The 20,844-nt window shown below is 69.5% G+C and carries 25 protein-coding genes and 1 pseudogene; 13 read left to right on the top strand and 13 right to left on the bottom strand.

Features of this window, described 5'->3' with window-relative positions; genetic code table 11:
• Window positions 1-308 precede the first annotated feature (308 nt).
• From OHB41_RS43835 to OHB41_RS43810, 6 genes and pseudogenes are all read left to right on the top strand, one after another.
• Complete coding sequence (locus tag OHB41_RS43835) at window positions 309-776, top strand: MarR family winged helix-turn-helix transcriptional regulator (RefSeq protein WP_266706951.1); 468 nt, start codon at window positions 309-311, stop codon at window positions 774-776.
• 296 nt (window positions 777-1,072) lie between these two features.
• Window positions 1,073-1,294, top strand: a complete 222-nt coding sequence (locus OHB41_RS43830) for an acyl-CoA dehydrogenase family protein (RefSeq protein ID WP_526025084.1) — start codon at window positions 1,073-1,075, stop codon at window positions 1,292-1,294.
• Window positions 1,291-2,394 (top strand): enoyl-CoA hydratase/isomerase family protein, encoded by a 1,104-nt coding sequence (locus OHB41_RS43825; protein WP_266706949.1) that lies wholly within the window; start codon window positions 1,291-1,293, stop codon window positions 2,392-2,394. Before OHB41_RS43830 ends, OHB41_RS43825 begins: the two co-directional genes overlap by 4 nt.
• Before the next feature lie 191 nt (window positions 2,395-2,585).
• A pseudogene (locus tag OHB41_RS43820) lies at window positions 2,586-2,789 on the top strand (enoyl-CoA hydratase-related protein); the annotation flags it as partial.
• 252 nt (window positions 2,790-3,041) lie between these two features.
• Entirely contained in the window at window positions 3,042-3,257 is a 216-nt protein-coding gene (locus OHB41_RS43815; protein ID WP_266706947.1) for a CbtB domain-containing protein, read from the top strand.
• A gap of 19 nt (window positions 3,258-3,276) precedes the next feature.
• Window positions 3,277-4,035, top strand: coding sequence for a CbtA family protein (locus OHB41_RS43810; protein ID WP_266706945.1), 759 nt, complete (start codon window positions 3,277-3,279; stop codon window positions 4,033-4,035).
• A gap of 399 nt (window positions 4,036-4,434) precedes the next feature.
• Here the strand turns inward: OHB41_RS43810 and OHB41_RS43805 are convergent, their stop codons facing one another.
• Window positions 4,435-4,899 carry a GNAT family N-acetyltransferase gene (locus tag OHB41_RS43805; protein ID WP_266706943.1) on the bottom strand — a complete coding sequence of 155 codons (465 nt, stop codon included), beginning with the start codon at window positions 4,897-4,899 and terminating at the stop codon, window positions 4,435-4,437.
• A gap of 97 nt (window positions 4,900-4,996) precedes the next feature.
• Here OHB41_RS43805 and OHB41_RS43800 point away from each other — a divergent pair, with 97 nt between their 5' ends.
• Complete coding sequence (locus OHB41_RS43800; protein WP_266706941.1) at window positions 4,997-5,203, top strand: hypothetical protein; 207 nt, start codon at window positions 4,997-4,999, stop codon at window positions 5,201-5,203.
• Between the two features lie 130 nt (window positions 5,204-5,333).
• Here OHB41_RS43800 and OHB41_RS43795 read toward each other — a convergent pair whose 3' ends face one another.
• Window positions 5,334-6,968, bottom strand: coding sequence for a hypothetical protein (locus OHB41_RS43795; RefSeq protein WP_266706939.1), 1,635 nt, complete (start codon window positions 6,966-6,968; stop codon window positions 5,334-5,336).
• Window positions 6,969-7,243: 275 nt separating this feature from the next.
• Here OHB41_RS43795 and OHB41_RS52455 point away from each other — a divergent pair, with 275 nt between their 5' ends.
• The 5 genes from OHB41_RS52455 to chvE all read left to right on the top strand — a co-directional run bounded on the left by OHB41_RS52455 (window position 7,244) and on the right by chvE (window position 11,782).
• The gene (locus OHB41_RS52455; RefSeq protein ID WP_353962924.1) at window positions 7,244-7,576 is read left to right on the top strand and encodes a DUF6368 family protein; all 333 of its coding nucleotides are present in this window, start codon (window positions 7,244-7,246) and stop codon (window positions 7,574-7,576) included.
• A gap of 148 nt (window positions 7,577-7,724) precedes the next feature.
• Window positions 7,725-8,087: a DUF1330 domain-containing protein gene (locus tag OHB41_RS43790; protein WP_266706937.1), complete on the top strand. Its 363-nt coding sequence runs from the start codon at window positions 7,725-7,727 to the stop codon at window positions 8,085-8,087.
• 758 nt (window positions 8,088-8,845) lie between these two features.
• Window positions 8,846-9,997: an FUSC family protein gene (locus OHB41_RS43785; RefSeq protein ID WP_266706935.1), complete on the top strand. Its 1,152-nt coding sequence runs from the start codon at window positions 8,846-8,848 to the stop codon at window positions 9,995-9,997.
• Between the two features lie 378 nt (window positions 9,998-10,375).
• Window positions 10,376-10,582, top strand: a complete 207-nt coding sequence (locus tag OHB41_RS43780; RefSeq protein ID WP_266706933.1) for a hypothetical protein — start codon at window positions 10,376-10,378, stop codon at window positions 10,580-10,582.
• A 114-nt stretch (window positions 10,583-10,696) separates the two neighbouring features.
• The gene (gene chvE, locus OHB41_RS43775; RefSeq protein WP_266706931.1) at window positions 10,697-11,782 is read left to right on the top strand and encodes a multiple monosaccharide ABC transporter substrate-binding protein; all 1,086 of its coding nucleotides are present in this window, start codon (window positions 10,697-10,699) and stop codon (window positions 11,780-11,782) included.
• A gap of 231 nt (window positions 11,783-12,013) precedes the next feature.
• Here the strand turns inward: chvE and OHB41_RS43770 are convergent, their stop codons facing one another.
• From OHB41_RS43770 to OHB41_RS43740, 7 genes are all read right to left on the bottom strand, one after another.
• Window positions 12,014-12,445 (bottom strand): BP74-related protein, encoded by a 432-nt coding sequence (locus OHB41_RS43770; RefSeq protein ID WP_266706929.1) that lies wholly within the window; start codon window positions 12,443-12,445, stop codon window positions 12,014-12,016.
• A 286-nt stretch (window positions 12,446-12,731) separates the two neighbouring features.
• A complete protein-coding gene (locus tag OHB41_RS43765; protein ID WP_266708325.1) occupies window positions 12,732-13,796 on the bottom strand; it encodes an LLM class flavin-dependent oxidoreductase in 1,065 nt (354 codons plus the stop codon).
• Window positions 13,796-14,320: an SRPBCC family protein gene (locus OHB41_RS43760; RefSeq protein WP_266706927.1), complete on the bottom strand. Its 525-nt coding sequence runs from the start codon at window positions 14,318-14,320 to the stop codon at window positions 13,796-13,798. Before OHB41_RS43760 ends, OHB41_RS43765 begins: the two co-directional genes overlap by 1 nt.
• A 166-nt stretch (window positions 14,321-14,486) precedes the next feature.
• Window positions 14,487-14,984, bottom strand: coding sequence for a winged helix-turn-helix transcriptional regulator (locus OHB41_RS43755; RefSeq protein ID WP_266706925.1), 498 nt, complete (start codon window positions 14,982-14,984; stop codon window positions 14,487-14,489).
• A 221-nt stretch (window positions 14,985-15,205) separates the two neighbouring features.
• A complete protein-coding gene (locus OHB41_RS43750; RefSeq protein WP_266706923.1) occupies window positions 15,206-15,547 on the bottom strand; it encodes a zf-HC2 domain-containing protein in 342 nt (113 codons plus the stop codon).
• 400 nt (window positions 15,548-15,947) lie between these two features.
• A complete protein-coding gene (locus OHB41_RS43745) occupies window positions 15,948-16,628 on the bottom strand; it encodes a response regulator transcription factor (protein ID WP_266706921.1) in 681 nt (226 codons plus the stop codon).
• Window positions 16,625-17,836, bottom strand: coding sequence for a sensor histidine kinase (locus OHB41_RS43740; protein ID WP_266706919.1), 1,212 nt, complete (start codon window positions 17,834-17,836; stop codon window positions 16,625-16,627). Before OHB41_RS43740 ends, OHB41_RS43745 begins: the two co-directional genes overlap by 4 nt.
• 240 nt (window positions 17,837-18,076) lie before the next feature.
• Here OHB41_RS43740 and OHB41_RS43735 point away from each other — a divergent pair, with 240 nt between their 5' ends.
• On the top strand, window positions 18,077-18,448 hold the full coding sequence (locus tag OHB41_RS43735) for a BlaI/MecI/CopY family transcriptional regulator (RefSeq protein ID WP_266706917.1): 372 nt from the start codon (window positions 18,077-18,079) through the stop codon (window positions 18,446-18,448).
• Window positions 18,449-18,518: 70 nt separating this feature from the next.
• Here the strand turns inward: OHB41_RS43735 and OHB41_RS43730 are convergent, their stop codons facing one another.
• From OHB41_RS43730 to OHB41_RS43715, 4 genes are all read right to left on the bottom strand, one after another.
• Window positions 18,519-19,028 (bottom strand): DUF302 domain-containing protein, encoded by a 510-nt coding sequence (locus OHB41_RS43730; protein ID WP_266706915.1) that lies wholly within the window; start codon window positions 19,026-19,028, stop codon window positions 18,519-18,521.
• A 258-nt stretch (window positions 19,029-19,286) separates the two neighbouring features.
• Window positions 19,287-20,360: a YhgE/Pip domain-containing protein gene (locus OHB41_RS43725; RefSeq protein ID WP_266706913.1), complete on the bottom strand. Its 1,074-nt coding sequence runs from the start codon at window positions 20,358-20,360 to the stop codon at window positions 19,287-19,289.
• A 77-nt stretch (window positions 20,361-20,437) separates the two neighbouring features.
• Entirely contained in the window at window positions 20,438-20,581 is a 144-nt protein-coding gene (locus OHB41_RS43720; protein WP_266706911.1) for an alpha/beta fold hydrolase, read from the bottom strand.
• Window positions 20,582-20,635: 54 nt separating this feature from the next.
• Window positions 20,636-20,824 (bottom strand): hypothetical protein, encoded by a 189-nt coding sequence (locus OHB41_RS43715; RefSeq protein WP_266706909.1) that lies wholly within the window; start codon window positions 20,822-20,824, stop codon window positions 20,636-20,638.
• Window positions 20,825-20,844 lie beyond the last annotated feature (20 nt).

The raw sequence follows: 20,844 nt of genomic DNA, 5'->3' as shown, positions 1-20,844 counted from the left end.
TCCTGGTCCGCTGGCCGCGGGCGGTCGGGCCGCGCCGCAGACAGGTACCGTACTGGCCGGAACCGAATGATCGCGTACGGCGACCACCGGTCCGGAGCCGGACCTCGGAGTTTCGGCTTACGTCGTCAGCGGAACGCCGCCGCGAGGGGCGACAAGGAATCCCGACGAGGCGTCGGGTCGTCGAAGCCGCCGAGTCGCCGCCCGTCCGACCGGCCTGGTGCCGTGCCGTGCTGCCACCTCCGGCACGGCTCGTCCAGGCCCGGAATCCACCTCGGACGGGGCCGATACCAGGCACCTACACTGTGTTCATGGCGGACGCGATCAAGCCTGAGCAGACGGTCAAGCCCCTCACCGCTGACGAGGAGGCGTTCCTGCGGGCCCTCGGCAGAGTGACGGCGACTCTGTCCCGCGCCGTCGACGCCGACATGCTCATGGAGCAACCGATCAGCGGCACGGAGTACACGGTACTGGTGCACCTCTCCGAGGCCCCCGACCGCCAACTGCGCATGAGCGACCTGGCGAACACGTGCGGAATGTCGGTGAGCGGCATGACCAGAGTGGTGAACCGCCTGGAGTCGCAGTCGCTCGTGCTGCGCAAGAGGTGCCCGAACGACGGACGAGGGTGGCTCGCTTCCCTGACCGCTTCAGGACGGTCACACCTTGAGCAGGCCTGGCCCACGAATCTCGCGAGTGTGCGGCGTCACATCTTCTCCCGGTTGGAGGGATGCGACATCGCCGCGGCCGCCCGGGTGCTGGAGCGCATAGCCCCCCGATGACGACGCGGTCCGCCCGGGCCGGCCGGGGGCCTCCTCTCCGGCCGAGGAGTGAATGCTGCGACGCCCACCTCGTTCCGGGCCGAGGACACGAGTGTGTCGGTGTCGAGAACGTGCGTGGCGCGACCGAGGCGTTCCATTTCCGGTGTCCGGTGTCCGATTGCCCGCGACCGGCTGCTCGGCCGCGAGGACGAGGGTTTCCGGAACGTCCGGCCGCTCAGGCCGGCGGACAGGGCGACCGAGCCGGCCGTCGCCCGCGCGCTGGTCCGCCGGCGGCCGAGGCCCCGGACCGTGGCGATGTGCGGGCCCTCCACCTCCGCGCTCTGGCCAAGCGGTCCGTCACCGACGCCGGGTACTCCGCGATCGACCGGGCACGTCAACTGCACCGCAGGTACGGCTGTCTGAGCGACGATGGCATCGAGAAGATCGTCCGAGACCTCCGTGTCCACCAGATCCCGGAAGGAACCAACGAGATCATGCGCGTTATCGCGGCCCGCGGCCTGACGGAGGCGTTCCGATGACCGGCGCCCACGAACCCGGGGCGGTTCCCGGCACCGACGACCCCGTACTCGTGCACACCGAGGGGCACGCCGCGTACCTCACCCTCAACCGGCCCCGGGCGCTCAACGCCCTCACCCACACCATGGTCCGGCGCATCGACTCCGCGCTCACGGCCTGGGAACACGACCCGGCCGTGAAGACCGTCGTCGTGACCGGCGCGGGGGAGCGGGGCCTGTGCGCGGGCGGCGACATTCGCGCCATCCACGACGACGCCCGGAACGGGGACGGCACGGCGTCGAAGGCCTTCTGGCGCGACGAGTACCGGCTCAACGCCCGTATCGCGCGCTACCCGAAACCGTATGTCGCCCTGATGGACGGCATCGTGATGGGCGGCGGCGTCGGTGTCTCCGCACACGGCAGCGTACGGATCGCCACCGAGCGTTCCCGGATCGCGATGCCCGAGACCGGTATCGGCTTCGTCCCGGACGTGGGCGGCACCTACCTCCTCGCCCTCGCGCCCGGCGAACTCGGCACACACCTGGCGCTGACCGGAGCCCCGGTCGGCGCGGGCGACGCCCTGCTGTGCGGGCTGTCCGACCACTACGTGCCGTCGGAGTCCCTGCCACGACTCGTCCAGGACCTCGCCCACGCGCCGGTACGGGAGGTCCTGGGCCGCTACGTCAGGGCCGCGCCGCCCGGGAGCCTCGCGGTAGCACGGCGCTGGATCGACGCCTGTTACTCCGCGGACACCGTCGAGGAGATCGTCGGCCGCCTGCTGGATCACGGCGACAGCGCGGCCAAGGAGGCCGCCGAGACCCTGCTCGGCAAGTCACCCACCGCACTCAAGGTCACCCTCGCCGCCATGCGCGGAGCCCGCAGGTCCAGTTCGCTGGAGAAGGTGCTCGACGAGGAGTACCGCGTCTCCTGCGCGGCACTCACCCGACCCGACCTCGTGGAGGGCATCCGGGCCCAGGTCATCGACAAGGACCGCGACCCGCGCTGGTCGCCGTCGACGCTCGCCGAGGTCACCGACGCGGACGTCGCACGCTTCTTCGCCCCGCTCGGCGAGGGTGAACTAGAGCTCACCGCACCGGACACCACGCAGGAGGCACCCTGGTGAGCAGGGCCGTCGGGTTCATCGGCGGGGGCAGATGGGCGGCTCGCCGGCGGCCAACCTGGTCAAGGCGGGCCACCGGGACAGGGACCGCGGCACCAGGTGTCAACAGCGCTCGTGATCAACACGCCTTGGTCGCCGCCTCCCACAGGACGGTGGCCGGCCCGGGTGTCGAACGCGCCGCGTCGGCGACGGGCGCCGTCGCCGAGACCCTGGCGGGCATGCCGCCCCAGGTCGCCAAGATGGCGGAGGAGGTGCTCGCCCGCGCTTTGGAGACGGCGCTCACCGAGGCCGTTCGCTTCGAACGGCGCCCCGTCCACGCGGTGTTCGCGACCACCGGCCGGAAGGAGGGCAGGAGCGCCTTCGACGAGCAGCGACCGGCACGCTTCACCCACCGCTGACCAACAGGTCGCACCGGCCCTGTCACCTGGCGAGACGAAGATCACGGCAGCCGGGACGGTCTTGGCCATGAACCCGACACGCGGTACGGTCAGTGCGATATCGACGACGGCAGGGCGGAAGCCGGTGGAAATCCGGCACGGTCGCGCCACTGTGAACGAGGCTCTCTCCTCAGGGAGTTTCGAAAGTCAGACCCGCAGCTGTCGTCCTGTGCACCACCGAGATGGGACGCGAACTCCCGAGGAGGTCCTGCCATGGCGCAGACCGTCGCTCCGCCGACAGCCACCCCGATCCCCGCCAAGCTGCCGATCGGCACGATCGTCCCCTGGGCGGTCTTCTTCGGCATCCTGATGCTGGTCCTGCTCTATTTCGTCGGCGCCGAGCAGGGCGCCACCTCCGTCGTCTCCGGCGAGGACGTCCACGAGTGGGTGCACGACGCCCGCCACCTCCTCGGCTTCCCCTGCCACTGACGAGGGGCACCGCGCACCCATGAACTCCGCAACCGTCAGAAACCTTCTCGTGCGGGGCATGCTCGCCGGCCTCGCCGCCGGTGTGCTGGCCCTCGTCGCCGCCTACTTCCTGGGCGAGCCCAGCGTCGACGACGCCATCGGATTCGAAGAGGCCCACGCCCCGGCACACGGGCACGAGGTCGAGATCGTCAGCCGCAGCCTTCAGTCCACCGGCGGCCTCGCCACCGGTGTGCTGATCTACGGTGTCGCCTTCGGCGGCATCGCCGCCCTCGCGTACTGCTTCGCACTCGGCCGCGTCGGCCGCTTCAGCCCCCGCGCGACCGCGCTGCTGCTGTCCGGCTGCGCGCTGCTCGCGGTGTACGTCGTGCCGTTCCTGAAGTACCCGGCCAACCCGCCGTCCGTCGGCGACCCCGACACCATCGGCAAGCGCACGACGCTGTACTTCCTGATGATGGTGCTCAGTGTGCTGCTCGCGATCGCCGCCGTGATCCTCGGCAAGCGCCTCGCACCCCGTTGGGGCACCTGGTACGCGACCGTCGCCGCGGTCGTCTTCTTCGCTCTCGTGATCGGCATCGCGTACGAGTTCCTTCCGGTCATCAACGAGGTCCCGAAGGACTTCCCGGCCACCTTGCTGTGGCGGTTCCGTATCTCGGCCCTCGCCATCCAGCTCACCCTGTGGACCGGCTTCGGTCTGGTCTTCGGGGAGTTGGCACAGCGTCTGCTGGCCCCGAGGCCGGCGGCGGCCGTGCCCGGGGGAGCAACTCCCGTGCCGAACTGACACATTCGCGCAGTGCTGACGTACCGAGAAGACCGCTGAGACATCAGCGGGTGATCACGCGCAGAGGGCCCACCGGAACCGTCCGGGGGCCCTCTCGCGTTCTCCCGATATCCACGACCTGCCATCAGGTGGACGACTCGCATGACTCCCCGATTACGCAAGAGCGAGGAGGCGGCAGCGAGGGACGGGGGCGGAGGGCCCGGGTGCCCGGACGACCGCAACCGCGGCACATCACACGTCGGTGGACGCGAGGCGGTGGCGCTGACTCCTGAGGAGATCAGGCGATGTGGTGCCGCTCTCCCCTCCATGTGCCTGCGGTGGTCGGTGGCAACGGCCGTTCCCCGCGGGGCCGATGGAGGGGGCTCTCGGGGCGCGCGATGCCGTGGCAGAAACCCGGGTTCAGTCCAGTTCGAGCATCCCCACGGTTTGGTCTCCGCTCATCTCTCCGGTCGGTCGGAAACCGAGGGCCAGATAGAAGCCTGTCGGCCCTTCCGTTCCGGGATGCCAGGTGGTGGTCAGGTGTCTGCCACCTCGGTGCCGGATCTCGGCGGCCACGGCCTCCACCGCGAAGCGTCCGTAGCCGCGTCCCTGCTTGCCGTCCGCGATGTTGAGACGCCAGAGCCCGGAGCGGAAGTCGGTGCCTTTGCCGGTCCAGTCGATGCCGAAGAAGGCCATGAGGAACCCGACGACCTCGTCGTCGTCACAGATGAGCCGGGGCCATGCGATGCCGGGGTGGACGTAAGCCTCGGCGAGGGACTTCACCACTGGTGCCACCAGGTGTTCCTGGTCGGGGCGGACCCTCAGGTCGATCGCGGTCTCGAAGTTGGCAGGGGTGATCTCTTGCAGATGCGGCGAAGTTGGCATGTCCGCACTCTAAGCAGGCTGCAAATGATTATTCGCCGACGAACCGGCCGCTGCCGTATCACCCGCGTCGTGGAAATGCTGTCAGGCACCGGGACAGGTGATCAAGCCGCGCTGCCAAGGCAACAACCGCGGCAATGTGGCCTCCCTGACCCCGGAAGGACTAGAGCGCCTCCAGGCCGCCTGTCCCGTGCGCCTGGCGAGTGCCCGTGACCGCGTCATCGACCAGCTCGTCAGCTGGTGCCTGCCCGTGCTGGTGCGGCAGTTCGAAGCCATGGTGAAACGACTCGACCAGCTCGAGTTCTGACCTCCTTCGCGGCGTTGCCCGCCATGAATCGATCGGCGCTCCCACGTGGGCAGTGCCTGCGATCTCCCCTCTCCGTGAGCGTCACGCGGCTCGGGAACACCGGCGAAGTGAAGCCTCGTTGCGTCGGTGTTCACCACTCAGTCTTCGCAGGGCGCAGGGGTGGATCGGGAGCTGCCTCTGCGCGCCCTACCCGTCGGCCGTCCGTCTTCAACAGTCGGCGGATCGTGTCCAAGTCCAGCGCCGCGTTCGCAGCCGCGGCGTGGGCCAGCTCCTCCTCTTCGAGGAGTACTGCCAGCCGGGACTGCGGAAGATTCGGGTGGCGCGTCGCCGCTGCCCTCACGGCATATTCCGGGTCCTGGGTGAGCCGCTCCACGGCTGTCGGCTCTGTTTCGGGATCGCGTGCGGCCAAGGCCCGGACCTCAGGGTCCTCGTTGTCGGCGAAAGTGGCCAGTCCGCTGGTCGGGAAGTTCGGCCGGGTGGTGAGGTTGCTGCGCTCCGGGCCGGTGTACTCGAGGAAGCTGCGCAGCAGAAGTGGCGCGGGAGCGTCCGGATGGTTTTGGGCGAGCAGGACGCGTACACCGAGGTCGTCGTCGGCGGCCAGGCGTGCGACGAGGTCCGGTGGCAGCAGGTGGTCCCTGGCTGCCTGCCGGCGCAGCAGTGGATGGTTGGAGAGCGCGTTTCGGCGGACCGTCCTGGGATCCCGGGGTACTTCGGGCGCAGGGTGGAAGACGAAGGAGTGGTTCATGGGGACCTGGTAGTCGATCCGGGCCCGTTCCTCCTCGCTCAGTGCGGGGTGGAGGGACACGGCCAGCCGGACGCCGGGGTGGGGGTCTGTCGTGAGCACGCGGCGCTCCGCCGGTCCCAGGTCCGCGCGGTACGCAACCTTTGTGCGCACGTGCGGGTCCGGATCGGCGACGAGTGCGCGGCGCTCGGCGGGTCCAAGGTCTGCACGGTGCGCGATCAGGCCCCGTATCCGCGGAACCGGGTCGGCGGCCAGGAGGACCACCGTGTCGGGAGGGAGGGTGGGGTTGACGGCGATCATCGCCTTGTCCTCGTTGTCCCCCTTACCGACGGGCCTGGCGAGCACGCCGTCTACCACAGCTCTGCTGAGGGTGTGGTGGAGCAGCATGTCGGTACGGGCGTGGCCCGGTTGGTGAGGGAGTGCGCTCTCCACCCACGCCGGATCCTGACAGCGCGCGTGCCGCTGCGCCGTCTCCCGGACCCCGTCGTCGAGGTCTGTGAGCAGTGCGGCCCGCGTCTCTGCCGACAGTGATGCCCAGCTGCCGACTCCCCAACGGCGGACCTTCGCGACCGGATGTGTGGGCATGGATCGGCGCAGCCCGGTGGAGATCTGCTGGTAGAAGGTACCGCCCAGGAGTTCGTCTTCATACGTGCTGATCATGTGGACGATGGCCTCGTCGGGCAGGGGCCTGGGCCGGGCGGGGGCTGCCACCCGCGGTCCCTCGGCGAGGTGGGCGCGGACGAACCACTCGGGATCGTCCAGCAGTCGGACTCGCTGGGCCGGATCGACATGGGGGTTACGGGCGAAGAAGCTGCGGGTGTAGGTGTCGGGGTGCTCGATCACCGCGTCGACGACAGCGTCGGGCAGGATCCGGTCCCGGCACAGCACCATCCGTGCGGCAAGCGGGGCGTCAGAGAGCAACCGCAGGAGGATGCTCTCCGGCACGGACGGGTTGAGAGCCAGCCCGGCGAGCCGACGAGTGGGGAGATCGGCGTCTGCCCAGATCTGTTCAGGTGTAGGCATGCCTTGTACCCCCGAGGTGTCAACCGGCCTGGTGAAGACGTGGTCCACAACCTTATCCGCGTTGCACAGCGACGGGCCGAGCGTCGGGCGGCGCCGTCCAGGGCTCGTCCAGACGGTCGCGCGCTGGCGGGGCGGGCTTCCCGGGTCCAAGGCGGATGGAGGGCGTGCCAAGCGGGCTGCGGAGTTCACCTCACCTGGGTCTGGTCGGCGCCGATCCATGGTTACCGAGGTTGAGACTCAAGCCAGGACCGACCTGACCACCGATTGTCTGGGCCGTGTCCGATAACCCATCAGGCGTTCGCCATCCCGGCGCCGGCTGCTCGGGCCCCGCGAACCACCAGGTGCTGGGGCACCTGACGCTCGCGCTCGCCGAACGCCTCGGCGCGCTGATCGACTTCGATGGTCTCCTGAGGAGTCCCACCCCACGTGATGGCACGGGCAACAGGGCGTTTCCGGACCTGGCGAGAGCCCTGGTCGCCTCCCTCCCGGGAAGGGTTGCGGGGGTCTCGTACGACACCGGGGGCGGTGACAGGTGGTCTCGGCACGTCGGTGAAGTGGAGTTCCTGGAAGCCTGGCCGCAGCATCCGGGTTTCCACCTGGTCAGGTAGCACCCGCCACCCGCTCGACGACATCGCGGCGTCGGCGCGCGTCCTCGATGTCGCACCCGGCGATTACCCCCGGGGTAATCGCACTGCCCAACGACCCTCAGCTACGTTCTGGGCCTCGCTCACACCCCGGAACGAAAGGGAGCCCGTGATGCCCGCCTACGGCTTCGCTCATCTCCGCAGCCGTCGGAATCACTCCGACATCATCGAGTACCTGGAGCGCATCCAGGCAACCCTCGACCCCTTCGCCGGCCGCTTCGTCATCCACGGGCCGCCGGTCGAGGTCGTAGAGGGTACGTGGCCCGGCAGCATGGTGCTGATCGAGTTCCCCGGCCTGGCCGAGGCCCGTGCCTGGTACGAGTCTCGCGCCTACCGGGCCATCCTGCGTCTGCGTACCGACCATGTGGAGGGCGACTTGGTGCTGATCGAGGGCGTCGGCCCGAACTACGACCCGGCCGAGCGAGCCCACAAGTTGCGAACGGAAACCGGCCGAGCGGGCCAGTCGACCACGTAGCCCTGCAGCCGCCTCCTGGGGTACCGGGATACTTCGCGCTCGATGTCCTTCCCGGCGCCGTCACGGAAGTGCGGTCGCGCCGGGGGAGGCGCCCGGCTTGCGGACCAGGGCGTGAGGTTGTGGTCCAGTTCCAGCCCGGCAGCCGCCCTTTGATGCAGTCATCCGCGGGCGCGGCCGGCCCGTTGGTGTTGTCCTGGCCGGGGTCGGTACCTATGCGGTGGGCGTCACGAGCCGGCCTGTGCCCGGGTGTCGACTGGGGATCGACGAGAACGACAGCAAGTTCGGCCCGTACCCGGTGGTCGACCGTGCGCCGTGAGGACACCCCACGGAGGCCGTCTCCGTCCCGCGATTGAAGGCCGCGGCCAGGTGCGGTCCCTGGTGGCGCGGGGGGCGATGGTGGGGATCCGGTCATGCGCATCGGTGCCCGGATCGGGAAAAGGGGCGGCAGGGCGGATGCTCCGTGGGGGCGGAAGTGCGGGACGGGGGCTTCGTGGGTGAAGTGGATGAGGGCGTACTCACGGATCGGCTGAGGAGTGGGTGGGCCGAGACCCCACGCCGTACCGATGTCCGGCGCGGATCGTGGTCGAGTGATCACGGATCATAGCGTCCGCCCCGTGTCCGCCGGGCACCGAAGGGGGATTCGCCCGGAACGGAACGGGCCTTCGCAGGTGACGATGCCCCTCGTCGGCCGCGGGGCGAGGGACGGCTGTGGGAGACGTCACGAGGCCGGCGGGAGAGCAAAGTGCGATATTGGTGATGTGCAACATTCAACCATTTTGCCCGAGCGTGTCACGGCGACGGCGGTCGGGGCGATGCGTCACCTGGTCCACCGGATCCGTGGTGGACGGCCCGGCCATGTGGTGCATGGCGCGAAGGCCCTGATCGCGGCGCTGTTCGCCTGGGGTGTCGCGGCTCCCTGGTCGCCCGGGCACAGTCCGTACCTGGCGGTCGCCACGGCACTGCTCATGGTCAACGCGTCGACGGTGTACCAGTCCGTGACCAAGGCGGCGCAGAGCGTGGTGGCGAAGCTGGCCGGTCTGGTCCTCGCGCTCGCGACCGCCTGGCTTTTCGGGGCGACCGCCGGCAGCGTCGCGGTCATCGCGATCGTCGCGGTGCTCGGAGGGCCCCGCCGCACCACCGACGACCGGCTCCAGATCGCGTCGACCGCGGTCATAGCCCTGGCCGCCACGGCGACGGCTCCGATGGGAAGCCTCGTGGCCCCCGTCCTCCAGACGCTGACCGGCGCGGTGGCGGGCATCGTCGTGAACGCGCTCGTCCTGCCTCCGCTGTACGTGGACGAGTCCGAGACGGCGGTGCGCGATGTCGCCCACGACATCGGCACGCTGCTGCGCGACATGGGTGACGGTCTGGCCGAGCGGAACCTCACCGCGAAGGCGCACACGTGGTTGCACCGCGCGCGCACCCTGGAGAGGCGCCTGACACACGCCGAGGAACAACTGCGTCGGGCCGACGAGAGTCTGCGGTGGAACACACGGTGTGTCGCGCACGCGAGGCGCAAGGACGTGACCTACGGCGAGGCGTTCAGAACACTGCGCGGGGCGACTCTCCAAGTGCGCGGTATCGCCCGGACGTTGGCCGACAACGCCCATGACCACCACGCGGATCATCACCTGGGACAGCAATTCCTCGACCGGTACGCCGAGACCCTGGGGCTGGCAGGGGCGGCGGTCAAGGAGTTCCTCGAGCCCGGCACGGCGGCCGGTTCGGCGAGCGCGACCCGGGACCGGCTGCGCGGAGCGATCGACGGGGTCCTGGACTGGCACGACACCATGACCGACCTGATCGGCAGGGGCACCCTCACCAAGCCGGGCGCCTGGCACGTCTACGGCTCGCTCATGACGGACGTGGAGAGGCTGCTGGCCGACTTGGACCACGCGGACGCGCGCTGAGTTCCGCTACGCCTGCCGGGAGGGTGCCTTCCGGGTGTTGCCGTAACGGTTCCGCAGGAGGTCAAAGGCGACCTCCACGGCCTTTCCGGGCCCGTTACCTGTTTGCCCCGTTGACACTCCGCATCCCCGCTACCTAGGGTCACGCCAACGTTCCGAATGCGTGGCGAAATTTCGAACGATGAAAGGCAACTTCCCTGTGCATCAACGGAGTTGGCTCACGCCTGGCTGGTACGCCATGGCGCGGTCCGACAGGCGTCGTGGTGTACACCGGCACAGGGATCGCCGCGGTCGGCAGGGCCCCGGAGCTGCCGGGCCACGCCGACGCGCCGAGCGGCAATCTGCGACACACGGAGGCTCCTGAACACCAATCCCGGTAATGTGCCGAGCGACCTGGCCATCGGTCATCTCATCGAGAGACGTTGGCAGTTCGCTCCCGTGGTGGTGTGCCTCAGGGTCTCCGACGACCTCGATGGCAACGGGCCGACCCACGAGGTCGCCGAGCCGATCCGCCGCAACGTGCCGCTCCACCTGGAGATCAGGTCGTCCACGCAGCCGCGGATCTTCCCCCCTGGCACCCATGTGTGAGGCCTGGACCGGGGCACGGTGCGTCAGCCGGCTCCGACCGCCCTCAGCGCTTTCCCGCAGTCATCCGATACGCCGTCATCTCCTCAACGACGAGAAGAACAAGGATCGATCATCATGCGCAACCGAAGAGCCGCCCTCGCTGCCCTCGCCGGAGCTGTTTCCGTCGCTCTCACCCTGTCCGCCTGCGGCAAGGACAGCAAGGGCAGCCCCGAGGGCGGCACCATCGGCATCGCGATGCCGACGCAGGCTTCCGAGCGCTGGATCGCCGACGGCAAGAACGTCGTCAAGGACCTGCAGGCCAAGGGCTACAAGACGAAGCTGGTCTACGGCGAGGACGACCCGAAGACCCAGGTCTCGCAGATCCAGGACCTGATCACGCAGGGCGTCAGCGCACTGATCGTCGCGGCCATCGACAACAGGTCGCTGAACAACGTGCTCCAGCAGGCGGCCGCCGCCAAGATCCCGGTGATCTCCTACGACCGGCTCATCCTCGGTACCAAGAACGTCGACTACTACGCCTCCTTCGACAACGAGCAGGTCGGCCGCCTCCAGGCCCGCTACATAGTCGACAAGCTCGGCCTGGAGGAGGGCAAGGGACCGTTCAACATCGAGCTCTTCGCCGGCTCCGCCGACGACAACAACACCAAGTATTTCTTCAACGGCGCGATGCACCTCCTGAAGCCCTACCTCGACAGCAAGCAGCTGGTCGTCCAGTCCGGTCAGACCGCGCTCAACGAGGTGACCACTCTGCGCTGGGACGGTCCCACCGCGAAGAAGCGCATGGACGACGTCCTCGCCAAGTCGTACGGGACCAAGACGGTCGACGCGGTCCTGTCGCCGTACGACGGCATCTCCATGGGGGTCCTGACCGCGCTGAAGGCGGACGGCTACGGTTCCACCGCCAAGCCGCTGCCGGTCATCACCGGTCAGGACGCCGAACTCGCGTCGGTGAAGTCGATCATCTCGGGCGGGCAGTCGCAGACCGTCTACAAGGACACCCGCGAGCTGGCGGACGTCACGGCGACCATGGTCGACGCCGTGCTCACCGACCAGCAGGTGAGGGTCAACGACACCCGGACGTACGACAACGGCGCCAAGGCCGTGCCGGCCTATCTGCTGCAGCCGAAGAGCGTCGACAAGTCCAACTACGAGGTCGCCCTGGTCGCGACCGGCTACTACACCGAGGCCGAACTCAAGTAGTCGCACGGCCGCGGTGTCACCCGTCTCGGAGTGACGAACCGAACTGGCCGTTCGGCACAACGTGTTGACCGCCACGGCGTCCGGGATCCCGCCCCGTCGACATCGCCCGCCGGCGTTTTGCACCCGCGCCGAGGCCCCGTGTCCTCTGGTGCCTCGGTGCCGCCTTCGAGCACGACGGGGCCGGCCGCCCCGCAGTGGGACGGCCGGCCCCGTCGCACGGGGTGGGGCGCGCTAGGACGGCGAGACCTCGCCGGTGAGACGTCCGGTCCAGGGGCACCAGTAGAGGCCGGGGAGGAAGGGGCCGCCGGCCTCGTCCAAGTGGTCCTCGACATAGGGGATCGTGGCGTCGCAGACTTCGATGGCCGCGTCCCCGAAGGTGACGGTGTCGGGGTTGAAGTGGAAGTCCCACTGGGGGTTGTAGCGGGCCTGGGTCTTGATGATCCTGCCGATGACGATCTTGCGGTCCCCGTGCTTGAGGATGTCACGGGCTTCCTGGATCAGGGCCGGCCTGGTGATCTCGATGACGAAGTTGTGGCCGGTGACGTCCCGCAGGTTGAAGTACGCGGCGTCGGTGGCGGCACCGGCAGGTCCGGCCTGGCCGACGGTCAGGGCGAGCAGCGTGGTGGCCGCGAGGGTGCAGATCCTGGAAGTGATGCGTCGCATGAAGGCAGCTCCGTGCCTAGGGCCGTGATCATCACGGCCGATCGTGACTGAATGTAGCGACTGGATAACTTAAAGTGAACTATCCGGAGAGTCGGGTTTCCGAGTCCGGTCGCCAGGCTGACCCGCGCCCGGCCGGCCCGCCGACGCGCGGTCGCGGACCGGCCGCCGAGCCTCATTGCTCCAGGCGACGCGCTCTGGTCTGGGGGTGGTTCACGGGACGGGCGGTGCGCAGGCGCTGTCGGGATCCGGTCGACCGCGCGGACCGCGGGGATGCCATGGCCGTCCGTCACCCGTCCCCGCGGCCGGCCTCCACCTGGCGTACGAGGTCGATCGCCCTTCCCAGGGTGGTGAGCCGGGCGTCGAGCGTCTCCCCCGCGGGGTAGAAGCGGACGGTGTCGACACCGGCGGCGCGCCAGACGCGGAGCCGCTCACGCACCATGTCCTCCGTGCCGATCAGTGTCGTGCCGAGCACCATCTCGTCCGTGACGAGACCAGCCGCCCCGTCCCGGTCCCCGGCTTGCCAGCGCTCGTGGACCTCGGCGGCGACCTCCGCCCAACCCTGCCTGCTGTAGGCGTCGTTGTAGAAGTTCGTGGTCGCGGAGCCCATTCCGCCCAGACTGAAGGCGAGCTCCTTCTTCCGGCCGGCCACCATCGCGCGCAGCGCGTCCTCGTCCTCGGCGAAGGCCACTTCGGCGCCCTGGCAGACGTCGAGGCTCGAGCGCGTACGGCCGCCGGCGGCGAGCCCCGCATCCAGGTGGTCGAAGTACGCCTCCTTGGCGCCCTCCGGCACGAAACTCGTGCCCAGCCAGCCGTCCGCCACTTCCCCGGTGAGTCTCAGCATCTTCGGCGACAGGGTGGCCAGGTAGACGGGCAGGTCGTACTCGGCGCGCATCGACATCCGCATGGGCCGCGCCTGGCCGCCCGGCAGCGGAATGGTGAACTCCCGTCCCTCGTAAGCGATCTTCTCGCCCGCGACCGCCTGCCGGACGATGTCCACGGTCTCCCGCATCCGCGACAGGGGGCGCGCGAAAGGTACGCCGTGCAGGCCCTCGATCACCTGGGGACCGGAGGAGCCGAGGCCGAGGAGGAAGCGTCCTTCGGAGATGTCGGAGAGAGTGATGGCGGCGCGGGCGATGGCGGTCGGGGTGCGGGTCGCGAGCTGGATGATCCCGGAGCCGAGCAGCATCCGTTCGGTCCGTGCGGCCAAGTAACCAAGGGGGGAGGGGGCTTCGGAACCCCAGGCCTCCGCCACCCAGCAGATGTCCATCCCTAGCTTCTCGGCCTCCACCACGAAGTCGACGGTCTCGCGCCAGCGGCCGGTGGATGCCTCGATCGTCGTAGCTGTACGCATCACGCGCCGGCCCCTTCCGCGTCCTCGGCCATCTTCCTGATGGCATCGACCGTGCCGACCATGCTCCGCTCGAATTCCCGCAGCCGTACGAACACGATCTTCTGCTCCTTCTCCGGCATCTGGTCGATCGCGAAGGAAAGCCCCGAACGGCCGGGGCCCATCTGCATCCACTGGGTCAGTTCGGTACCGTCGCCCGCGGCCTCAAGGGTGAACCGCCAGACGGCGCTGGGACGTTGTGGATCCGCGACCGCCCAGGCGAACACGTGGTCCTCCTCGCACTCCACGACGTACGAGGTCGTTTCCCACTCGCCGAGCGACTCGTGCCTGCTCCGGCCGACGAACCGGGCGCCGACCGCGGGAGCCGTGACCTTGTCGAGCCAGTGGACCGACTGCAGTTCGGCACTGAGTGTCGGCATGAGGTGGATGTCGGAGACCAACTTCCACACCCGCTTGGGTGGAGCGTCGATCCGGGCCCGTGCCTCGACCGTCGGTTTGTCCGCGTAGCGCGCGCCCGTCCACTCCATGGCTCGCTCGGCCTTCCTCTCGATTTCCGCCGAAATCCGCCCCTGAAGGGGCTCTGAGCTTGAGAGTTGCGTAGATAGACTCACCTGTCAAGGAAGAGTGACCCCGGCTTGCGGGGTGGAAGGCAGGGGTCTGGCGGCGCTCGGGCGTGGGTGCCCGGCGCGACGGTCAGGCGGTGAAGCGCTGCCGGATGGCGGGGCGTTCGGCGAGCTGGCGGGGGTATCCGGGGCCGAGACGCGGGTGGGTGTCCGCCGCCGTCATGGGTTCCCGGCATTCGGAGCAGACCACCTCGGCAGCGCTCTCGTGCCCGCAGGAGTCGTGGTGGAAGACGACCGGGGGGCCCTGCTCACCGCTGAGCCAGCGATTGCCCCAGCTGTTCATGGCCGCCAGTACACCGAAGAAGTCGCGGCCCATGTCGGTGAGGACGTAGTCGTAGCGCACCGGCTCCTGCTGGTAGGCCCTCTTCTCCATGAGGCCCTCGTCCACCAGCCGCCGGAGCCGGGCGGTCAGGGTGTTGCGGGCGATACCCAGCTCCTGCTGGAAATCGTCGAACCGCTTGATGCCGTAGAACGCCTCCCGCAGGACCAAGGGCGTCCACCAGTCGCCGAGCAGATCCATCGTGCGCGCGATGGAGCACGGCCAGTTCGCAAAGGAAGTCCGCCTCATGCGCCCAGCATACGAGGGTCTCACCATAGGACCCAGCAGTTCGAGCGGGGATGGCCGGGCTGGGGGAACGTCCGCTGTCACCGTGCCGGGTCGAGCGTGCCCGCAGTCACCGCGCCCTGCCGGTCGGCCCGCGCGACACGCGGTGACTCCGGCGCGCGCGGGGGCCCGTGCGGCTGCCGGCCGGCGGTGGGTGGTGAGGTCACCGGCGGGTCCGGCCATGGTCACCGGACGCAAGCGGTGCGGCTGACCCACTGGGCCAGCGTGAGCCGCCTGACCACGGCCGCTCGGGCCGGGTTGCGTCGACGGATCGGCACGTGCCCGCACTCGCGACGGTCGGCGACGCGCGTCCGCTTGTTCGCGTCTCGTTCGCAGACCAGGGCTTCGCGCAGAAGGGACAGGTGGGCCGGTACGGCGGCGAGACGGTCGTACTCGTCCCGGCAGGGCCCGCCGCAGGTCGTCACGTGGGCGGCGACGGCGCTCGCGTCGTCCGGTCCGAGTGCCTGGAGCGCGTGTCCGGCGAGGAGGTCACGGATCGTGCCGCATTCCTTGGTAGAGGTCAGCATGATCGGGTGTCCTTTCTGTGCTGGGTGGTGTGCCGCTCTGTGCGAGAGGCTCGCCACCTGGGGGTTCACGGTTTCACTCTCGCCTACGACCGGGTCCCGGCACATCGTCCCCACGCAGCGAATCCCGGCTACCACGGGCGTGGTAGCCGGGATGCCGAGCTACGGCTGGTGCAGAACGCGTCGTAGCAGGCCGGCCATCAGCTGTGGGTCCGTCGAGAGGCCGGTTCCGGCGCAGGAGCGGCGAGCGGGCGGTCTGCGTCGCGAAGCCGGGTCTGCCGCCCGGAGCGGCCGTCACGCGGACGTGCGTCCGGCGGCCGGCGTGGCTGGGCCGGCGGTCACGCGAGCCGTGCGCCAGGAGACCGGTTGTTCTGTCGGACCGGCGCCGTCACGCGGACGTCCGTCAGGAGGCCGGTTGCGTCGCCGGACCGACGAGACCGCACTGGTAGGCGATGACCACGAGCTGCGCCCGGTCACGAGCGGCCAGCTTGGTCATGGCCCGGTTGACGTGGGTCTTGGCCGTCAGCGGGCTGACGAACAGGCGACCCGCGATCTCGTCGTTGGACAGGCCGAGCGCGACCAGCCCGACGACGTCGCGTTCCCGCGGCGTCAGGTCCTCGAGCCGCTCGTGGACGGCTGTCGGGCACGGGTCCGGCTGGGCCAGGAACCGTCCGATCAACGCCCGGGTCGCGGACGGGGAGAGCAGCGCCTCGCCGTCCGCGACCGTGCGGACGGCTTCGATGAGTTCCTCCGGACTGGCACCCTTGCCCAGGAAGCCGCTCGCACCCGCCCGCAGCGCGTCGGTCACGTGCTCGTCGTCCTCGAAGGTGGTCAGGATGAGCACCTTGACCCCTGCCAGGTCCTCCGACTCGCAGATGATCCGAGTCGCGTCGATGCCGTCCATGTCCGGCATACGGATGTCCATCAGAACGACGTCGGGGTGCTGCGCACGCGCCAGTTCCACGGCCTCGCGGCCGTTGGCGGCCTCACCCACCGTCTCCATGTCGTCGGTGGAGTCGAACAGCATCCGGAAGGTGCCGCGGAGCAGCGCCTGGTCGTCGGCGAGCAGTACGCGGATCGTCATCGCCATTCCTCCGACGGGTTGTCCACGGCCGGGCTGGGCCGCAGCGGCAGTTCGGCGGTCACGCTGAAACCGCCCTCGGGGCGCGCGCCCGCGTGCAGTCTGCCGCCGACGGTGGCGGCACGCTCGCGCATACCGATCAGCCCGTGACCGGCTCCCGGCTGGGGATCGTGAGGTCCGGCGCTGCCGTCGTCCTCGACCGTGATCGTGAGGCAGACGGGGTCGTAGTGCAGGAACACCCGGGCGTGATCCGCGCCGGAGTGCTTGTGCACATTGGTCAGGGACTCCTGCACGATGCGGTACGCGGCCAGGTCGACCGATGGTTCCAGCGGTTCGGCGTCGCCCTGCCGCGTGTGCTTCACCGCCAGTCCGGCCCGTTCGAACGACGACAGGAGGGCCGGTACCTGCGCCAGTCCCGGCAGGGGATCGCGTGGCGCCACCGGATCGTCGGACTGCCGTAGCAGGCCCACGGTGACGCGTAGTTCGTCCAGCGCCGAACGGCTGGCGTCCCGGATCTCCTCCAGAGCCGTGAGGATCCGTTCCGGCCGTCGCTCCACCAGATGGGCGGCGACGCCCGCCTGAGCGTTGATCAGGGCGATGTGGTGCGCCACGATGTCGTGCAGCTCACGGGCGATCCTGACGCGTTCGGCCGCCACCCGGTGCTGTGCCTCCTGCTCACGGGTGCGCTCGGCGTGCTCCGCCCGTTCCTCCACCGCCGCCACATAGGCGCGACGTGAGCGGACCCCGTCTCCGACCGCGGCCGGCAGAGCCATCCAGGCCAGCGTCGCCGCCTTGTCCGGGTCCAGCCACGACCTGGACCCCCAGACCACGGCCGCCCCCACCAGGACGGCGGCGGAGGTGGAGGCCGCGATGCAGGCGGTCCGCCGGTCGGTCGCCACGGCCACGGTGTAGACGGACACCAGTACCGGACTCGTCACCACGGGACTTTCCCGGAATCCGAGCATCTGGAAGACGACTCCGCAGCAAACCGTGAGGGCCAGTACGCCGAAGGGGTGGCGACGCCGGCACACCAGAGCGGAACAACCGACCGCCGCGACCACCACGGCAGGCCAACGCACCATAAACGCGTGCTTGTGCGGTTCGATCGAACTGGCTATGACCGACAGCACGAACAGGACCGTCGCGCCCACTGCGTCGCCCGTGGTTGCCAGGGTGCCCCCTGGCCGTCTCCGACCGATGATCGCCGCCATTCCACCACCGTAGGGTTCGAGGCCGGATCGGGCATTGTCTCGCTGGGCCAAGTGCACCTGGGGCGAGGGCCGGCGACGGTGCGTCGGGTGGCTCGGCGGGCGGTTGTCCGCTTGCTGGTGGGTGGCTGGTGCGGCGGGCGGCCGGCCCGCCCCGCCGGATGCCGTGGGCGCCTTGTTTGTGCCGCAGGGGTGGAATCTGATCTGCTGCGCTCTGGAGTGCGTGGGGGAGAGGGAGGGGCCATGACGGCCACCGATGGTGAGCGCCGACCCGCCGGCGAGCTGGAGGCGAGCGTGCTCGCGGCGTTGTGGGCGGCGGGCAGGCCGCAGTCGGCGGCTCAGGTACGGTCGGCGATGCCGCAGCCGCTGGCCCGTACGACGGTCGCGACCCTGCTGGCCCGGCTCCACGAGAAGGGGGCTGTCGTCCGCAGTCCCGGCACGCGGGGCTTCGTCTACTTCCCCGTGGAGGACTCGCACGGGCTCACCGCCCGCCGGATGCACCGCGAACTCGACCAGGACGGTGACCGAAGCACGGTGCTGGCCCGGTTCGTCGAGCACCTCAGCCCTGAGGACGAGACGGAGCTGAGGCGCCTCCTGGGGGAGAGCGGGCAGTGATCGCCCTGCTCCTGCCGGCCGCCGGGGCTTTGAGCAGGCCTTGAGCAGGACCGGCTCGGGCGCGGGTGGGTCAGGCGAAGTCCTTCGAGGCGTCGACTCCGCAGACCCGCAACAGTTCGATCACATGGCGGTCCAGGTCCTCGCCGACTTTCGTGACCTCCGGAACACCGAGACTGCCGAACTCGTCGCTCGGCCGGTGCATCGTGAACACCGCGTTGCCGTCGTCGTCGGTGTGGACCAACATCCGCAGGGGTGCGTACAGTATCGCCCTCGGATCATGACGGAACATGCTCTCCGCGAGGACGTGGTCGCCGATCAGGTATTCCACCGACCTGACGCTGTGCCCCGCCGTCCTGAACAACTGGGTGGCGTTGAGCCGGAAGTAGCGGACCAGGTGATGGGGTGCGTTCTCGGCCATCGCGGCACGGACGTCGTCCCAGGTGCCCCCGGTCTCCTCGATGAGCTCGTACGCCCAGCTGTCGACCGGCGGCGCGGCCTTCTCCAGCGCGGTGACGAACTCGTCGTACGGGATTCCGGTCCGGATCTCCACGCGCAGTACGGTATGGCTCTGGCTGGGCATGCGAAGGCTCCCTGTTTCCGTGATCGGCGCGGACGGCCGCGATCCCGAGGAGAGGCGCTCTTTGCGGCAGCCCGTCGGGACCGATCGGCAGAGGCTACGGAGAGCGGCGGACTTCCCGTCCGTCGCGGTCCGTCCCGCACTCAAAGCGACCATATGGCTGGCCGATCGCCGGGGCAAACCGGTCGAAGGGCGATGATTCCCCGTCATCGGCCCTGACTTCCCGGTCCTGTCAGTGGGCGCTCCGTGGTGGTCGGTACGTCATTCCGGGTGCGCGACGACGGTCGGCTCCGCTCCGGGTTGGCGGTGCCTCAGAAGGCAGAAGACCATCGTCGAGACGAGGGCCCATCCGGTGAGGACCAGGAACGGGAAGGCATGCAGATACCCGGGGAAGTAGACCTCGGTGTGGATGGCGCCGATCGCCGCGCCCGTCGGCAGCCAACGGCCGACAAGGCCCAGGAAGGTGGGGAGCAGGGGCCAGGAGACCGCGCCGCCGGAGGAGGGGTTCCCGATCAGCACCGTCAGGCACCAGGTCGGGATGAGGGCCCACCGTCCGATCAGGACCATGAACATCAGGAACACCGTGCTGGCGGCGTACATCGTGAGGGCCAGCGTCAGCCAGACTGCCACGAAAGGCAGTTCGAGCGCACCGAGACCCCAGTCCACGACCGCTGCGATGGCGAACGCCCCCAGCAGGGAGTAGGCGACGGTGAAGGCGATGCGCACACCGGCGCCGAGTTCCTTCGCGTGCACACTGAGTTGGATCGCGCCCACGAAACTGACCACCACGGCCGCCAGCGAGATGTAGAAGATCGCCAGACCGCGAGGATCGCCTCGCTGGTTCGGTTTGATGTCCCGTACCACGACGTCCGTGCCCACGGCCCTTCCCGCAGTCTGCGCCGCCTGTTCGAGCACCTCTGCCACCGATGCGCCCGACGCGGACGAGACGTCCACCGTCACCGTGCGCCGCTGACGCACATCGAAGATCGCGAAGACCGTCTGTTTCTCGGCGGCTTCCCTGGCCTGTGCGTAGCCGGGGTACCTGTGAACCACCAACGAGGCGCCCAGTGCGGTCTCCATGCCGGTCAGAAAGGCGCCGTGGGCCGCGTCCGGCGGGCCGATCACCGCGGTGGGCACCCGGTGCGGGGTCGGATTGGCGAAGGCGTAGGTGTACGACCATGCGAAGACGCCCGCCACCGCCGAGACGAGGAACACGAGCACCGTCGCCGGCAGGTAGGGGGTGCGCGCGAAGGCCTCCCACCGCAGCTTCACCCGGCTCGGAGGTCGCTGGTGGGCCTCAGGGGGGCGGTTGCCCTGCGGATCCGGCTCTGCCATGGCGTTGACGCTAGGTCGGCCGCCCGGGCCGCGCATCCGGAGGACGGCCGTGTGGAAGAGGACCGCGGACGGCGCTCTCACAAGGTGTCGTCGAGCCATTCGGTGAGAAGCGGGCCGACGACTTCGGGCGTTTCGGCCTGAGGGAAGTGGCCGACTTCGGGAGGCCCGCTCAGACCGGTCAGTTCGGCGTGCGGGACCGTCTCGCGGATGCGCGGGATCACATGAGCGCCACTGATGGGGTCCGCGGGGCCCCAGAGGAACTGCTGTCCGCCGTCCTAGGTGCGCAGTGCCCCGGTCCATCGGGCGGTGTGGTCCCGCCGTTCGTCCATGTAACGCAGGAGCGCCGGCAGGACCCTGAGGCCGTCGCGTGACCGGGCGCTCAGCCATATGTCGTGCAGCATTTCGCCGGACAGGGGCCTGCCGGTGAGACCCGACAGGGACGCCGTGAACGCCTCTTCCTTCACCTCACACCGCTCCGATCGCG

The sequence above is a fragment of the Streptomyces sp. NBC_01571 genome (genome assembly GCF_026339875.1).
In the GTDB taxonomy this organism is placed as follows: Bacteria; Actinomycetota; Actinomycetes; order Streptomycetales; family Streptomycetaceae; genus Streptomyces.
This window is presented reverse-complemented; position numbering and strand designations above follow the sequence as displayed.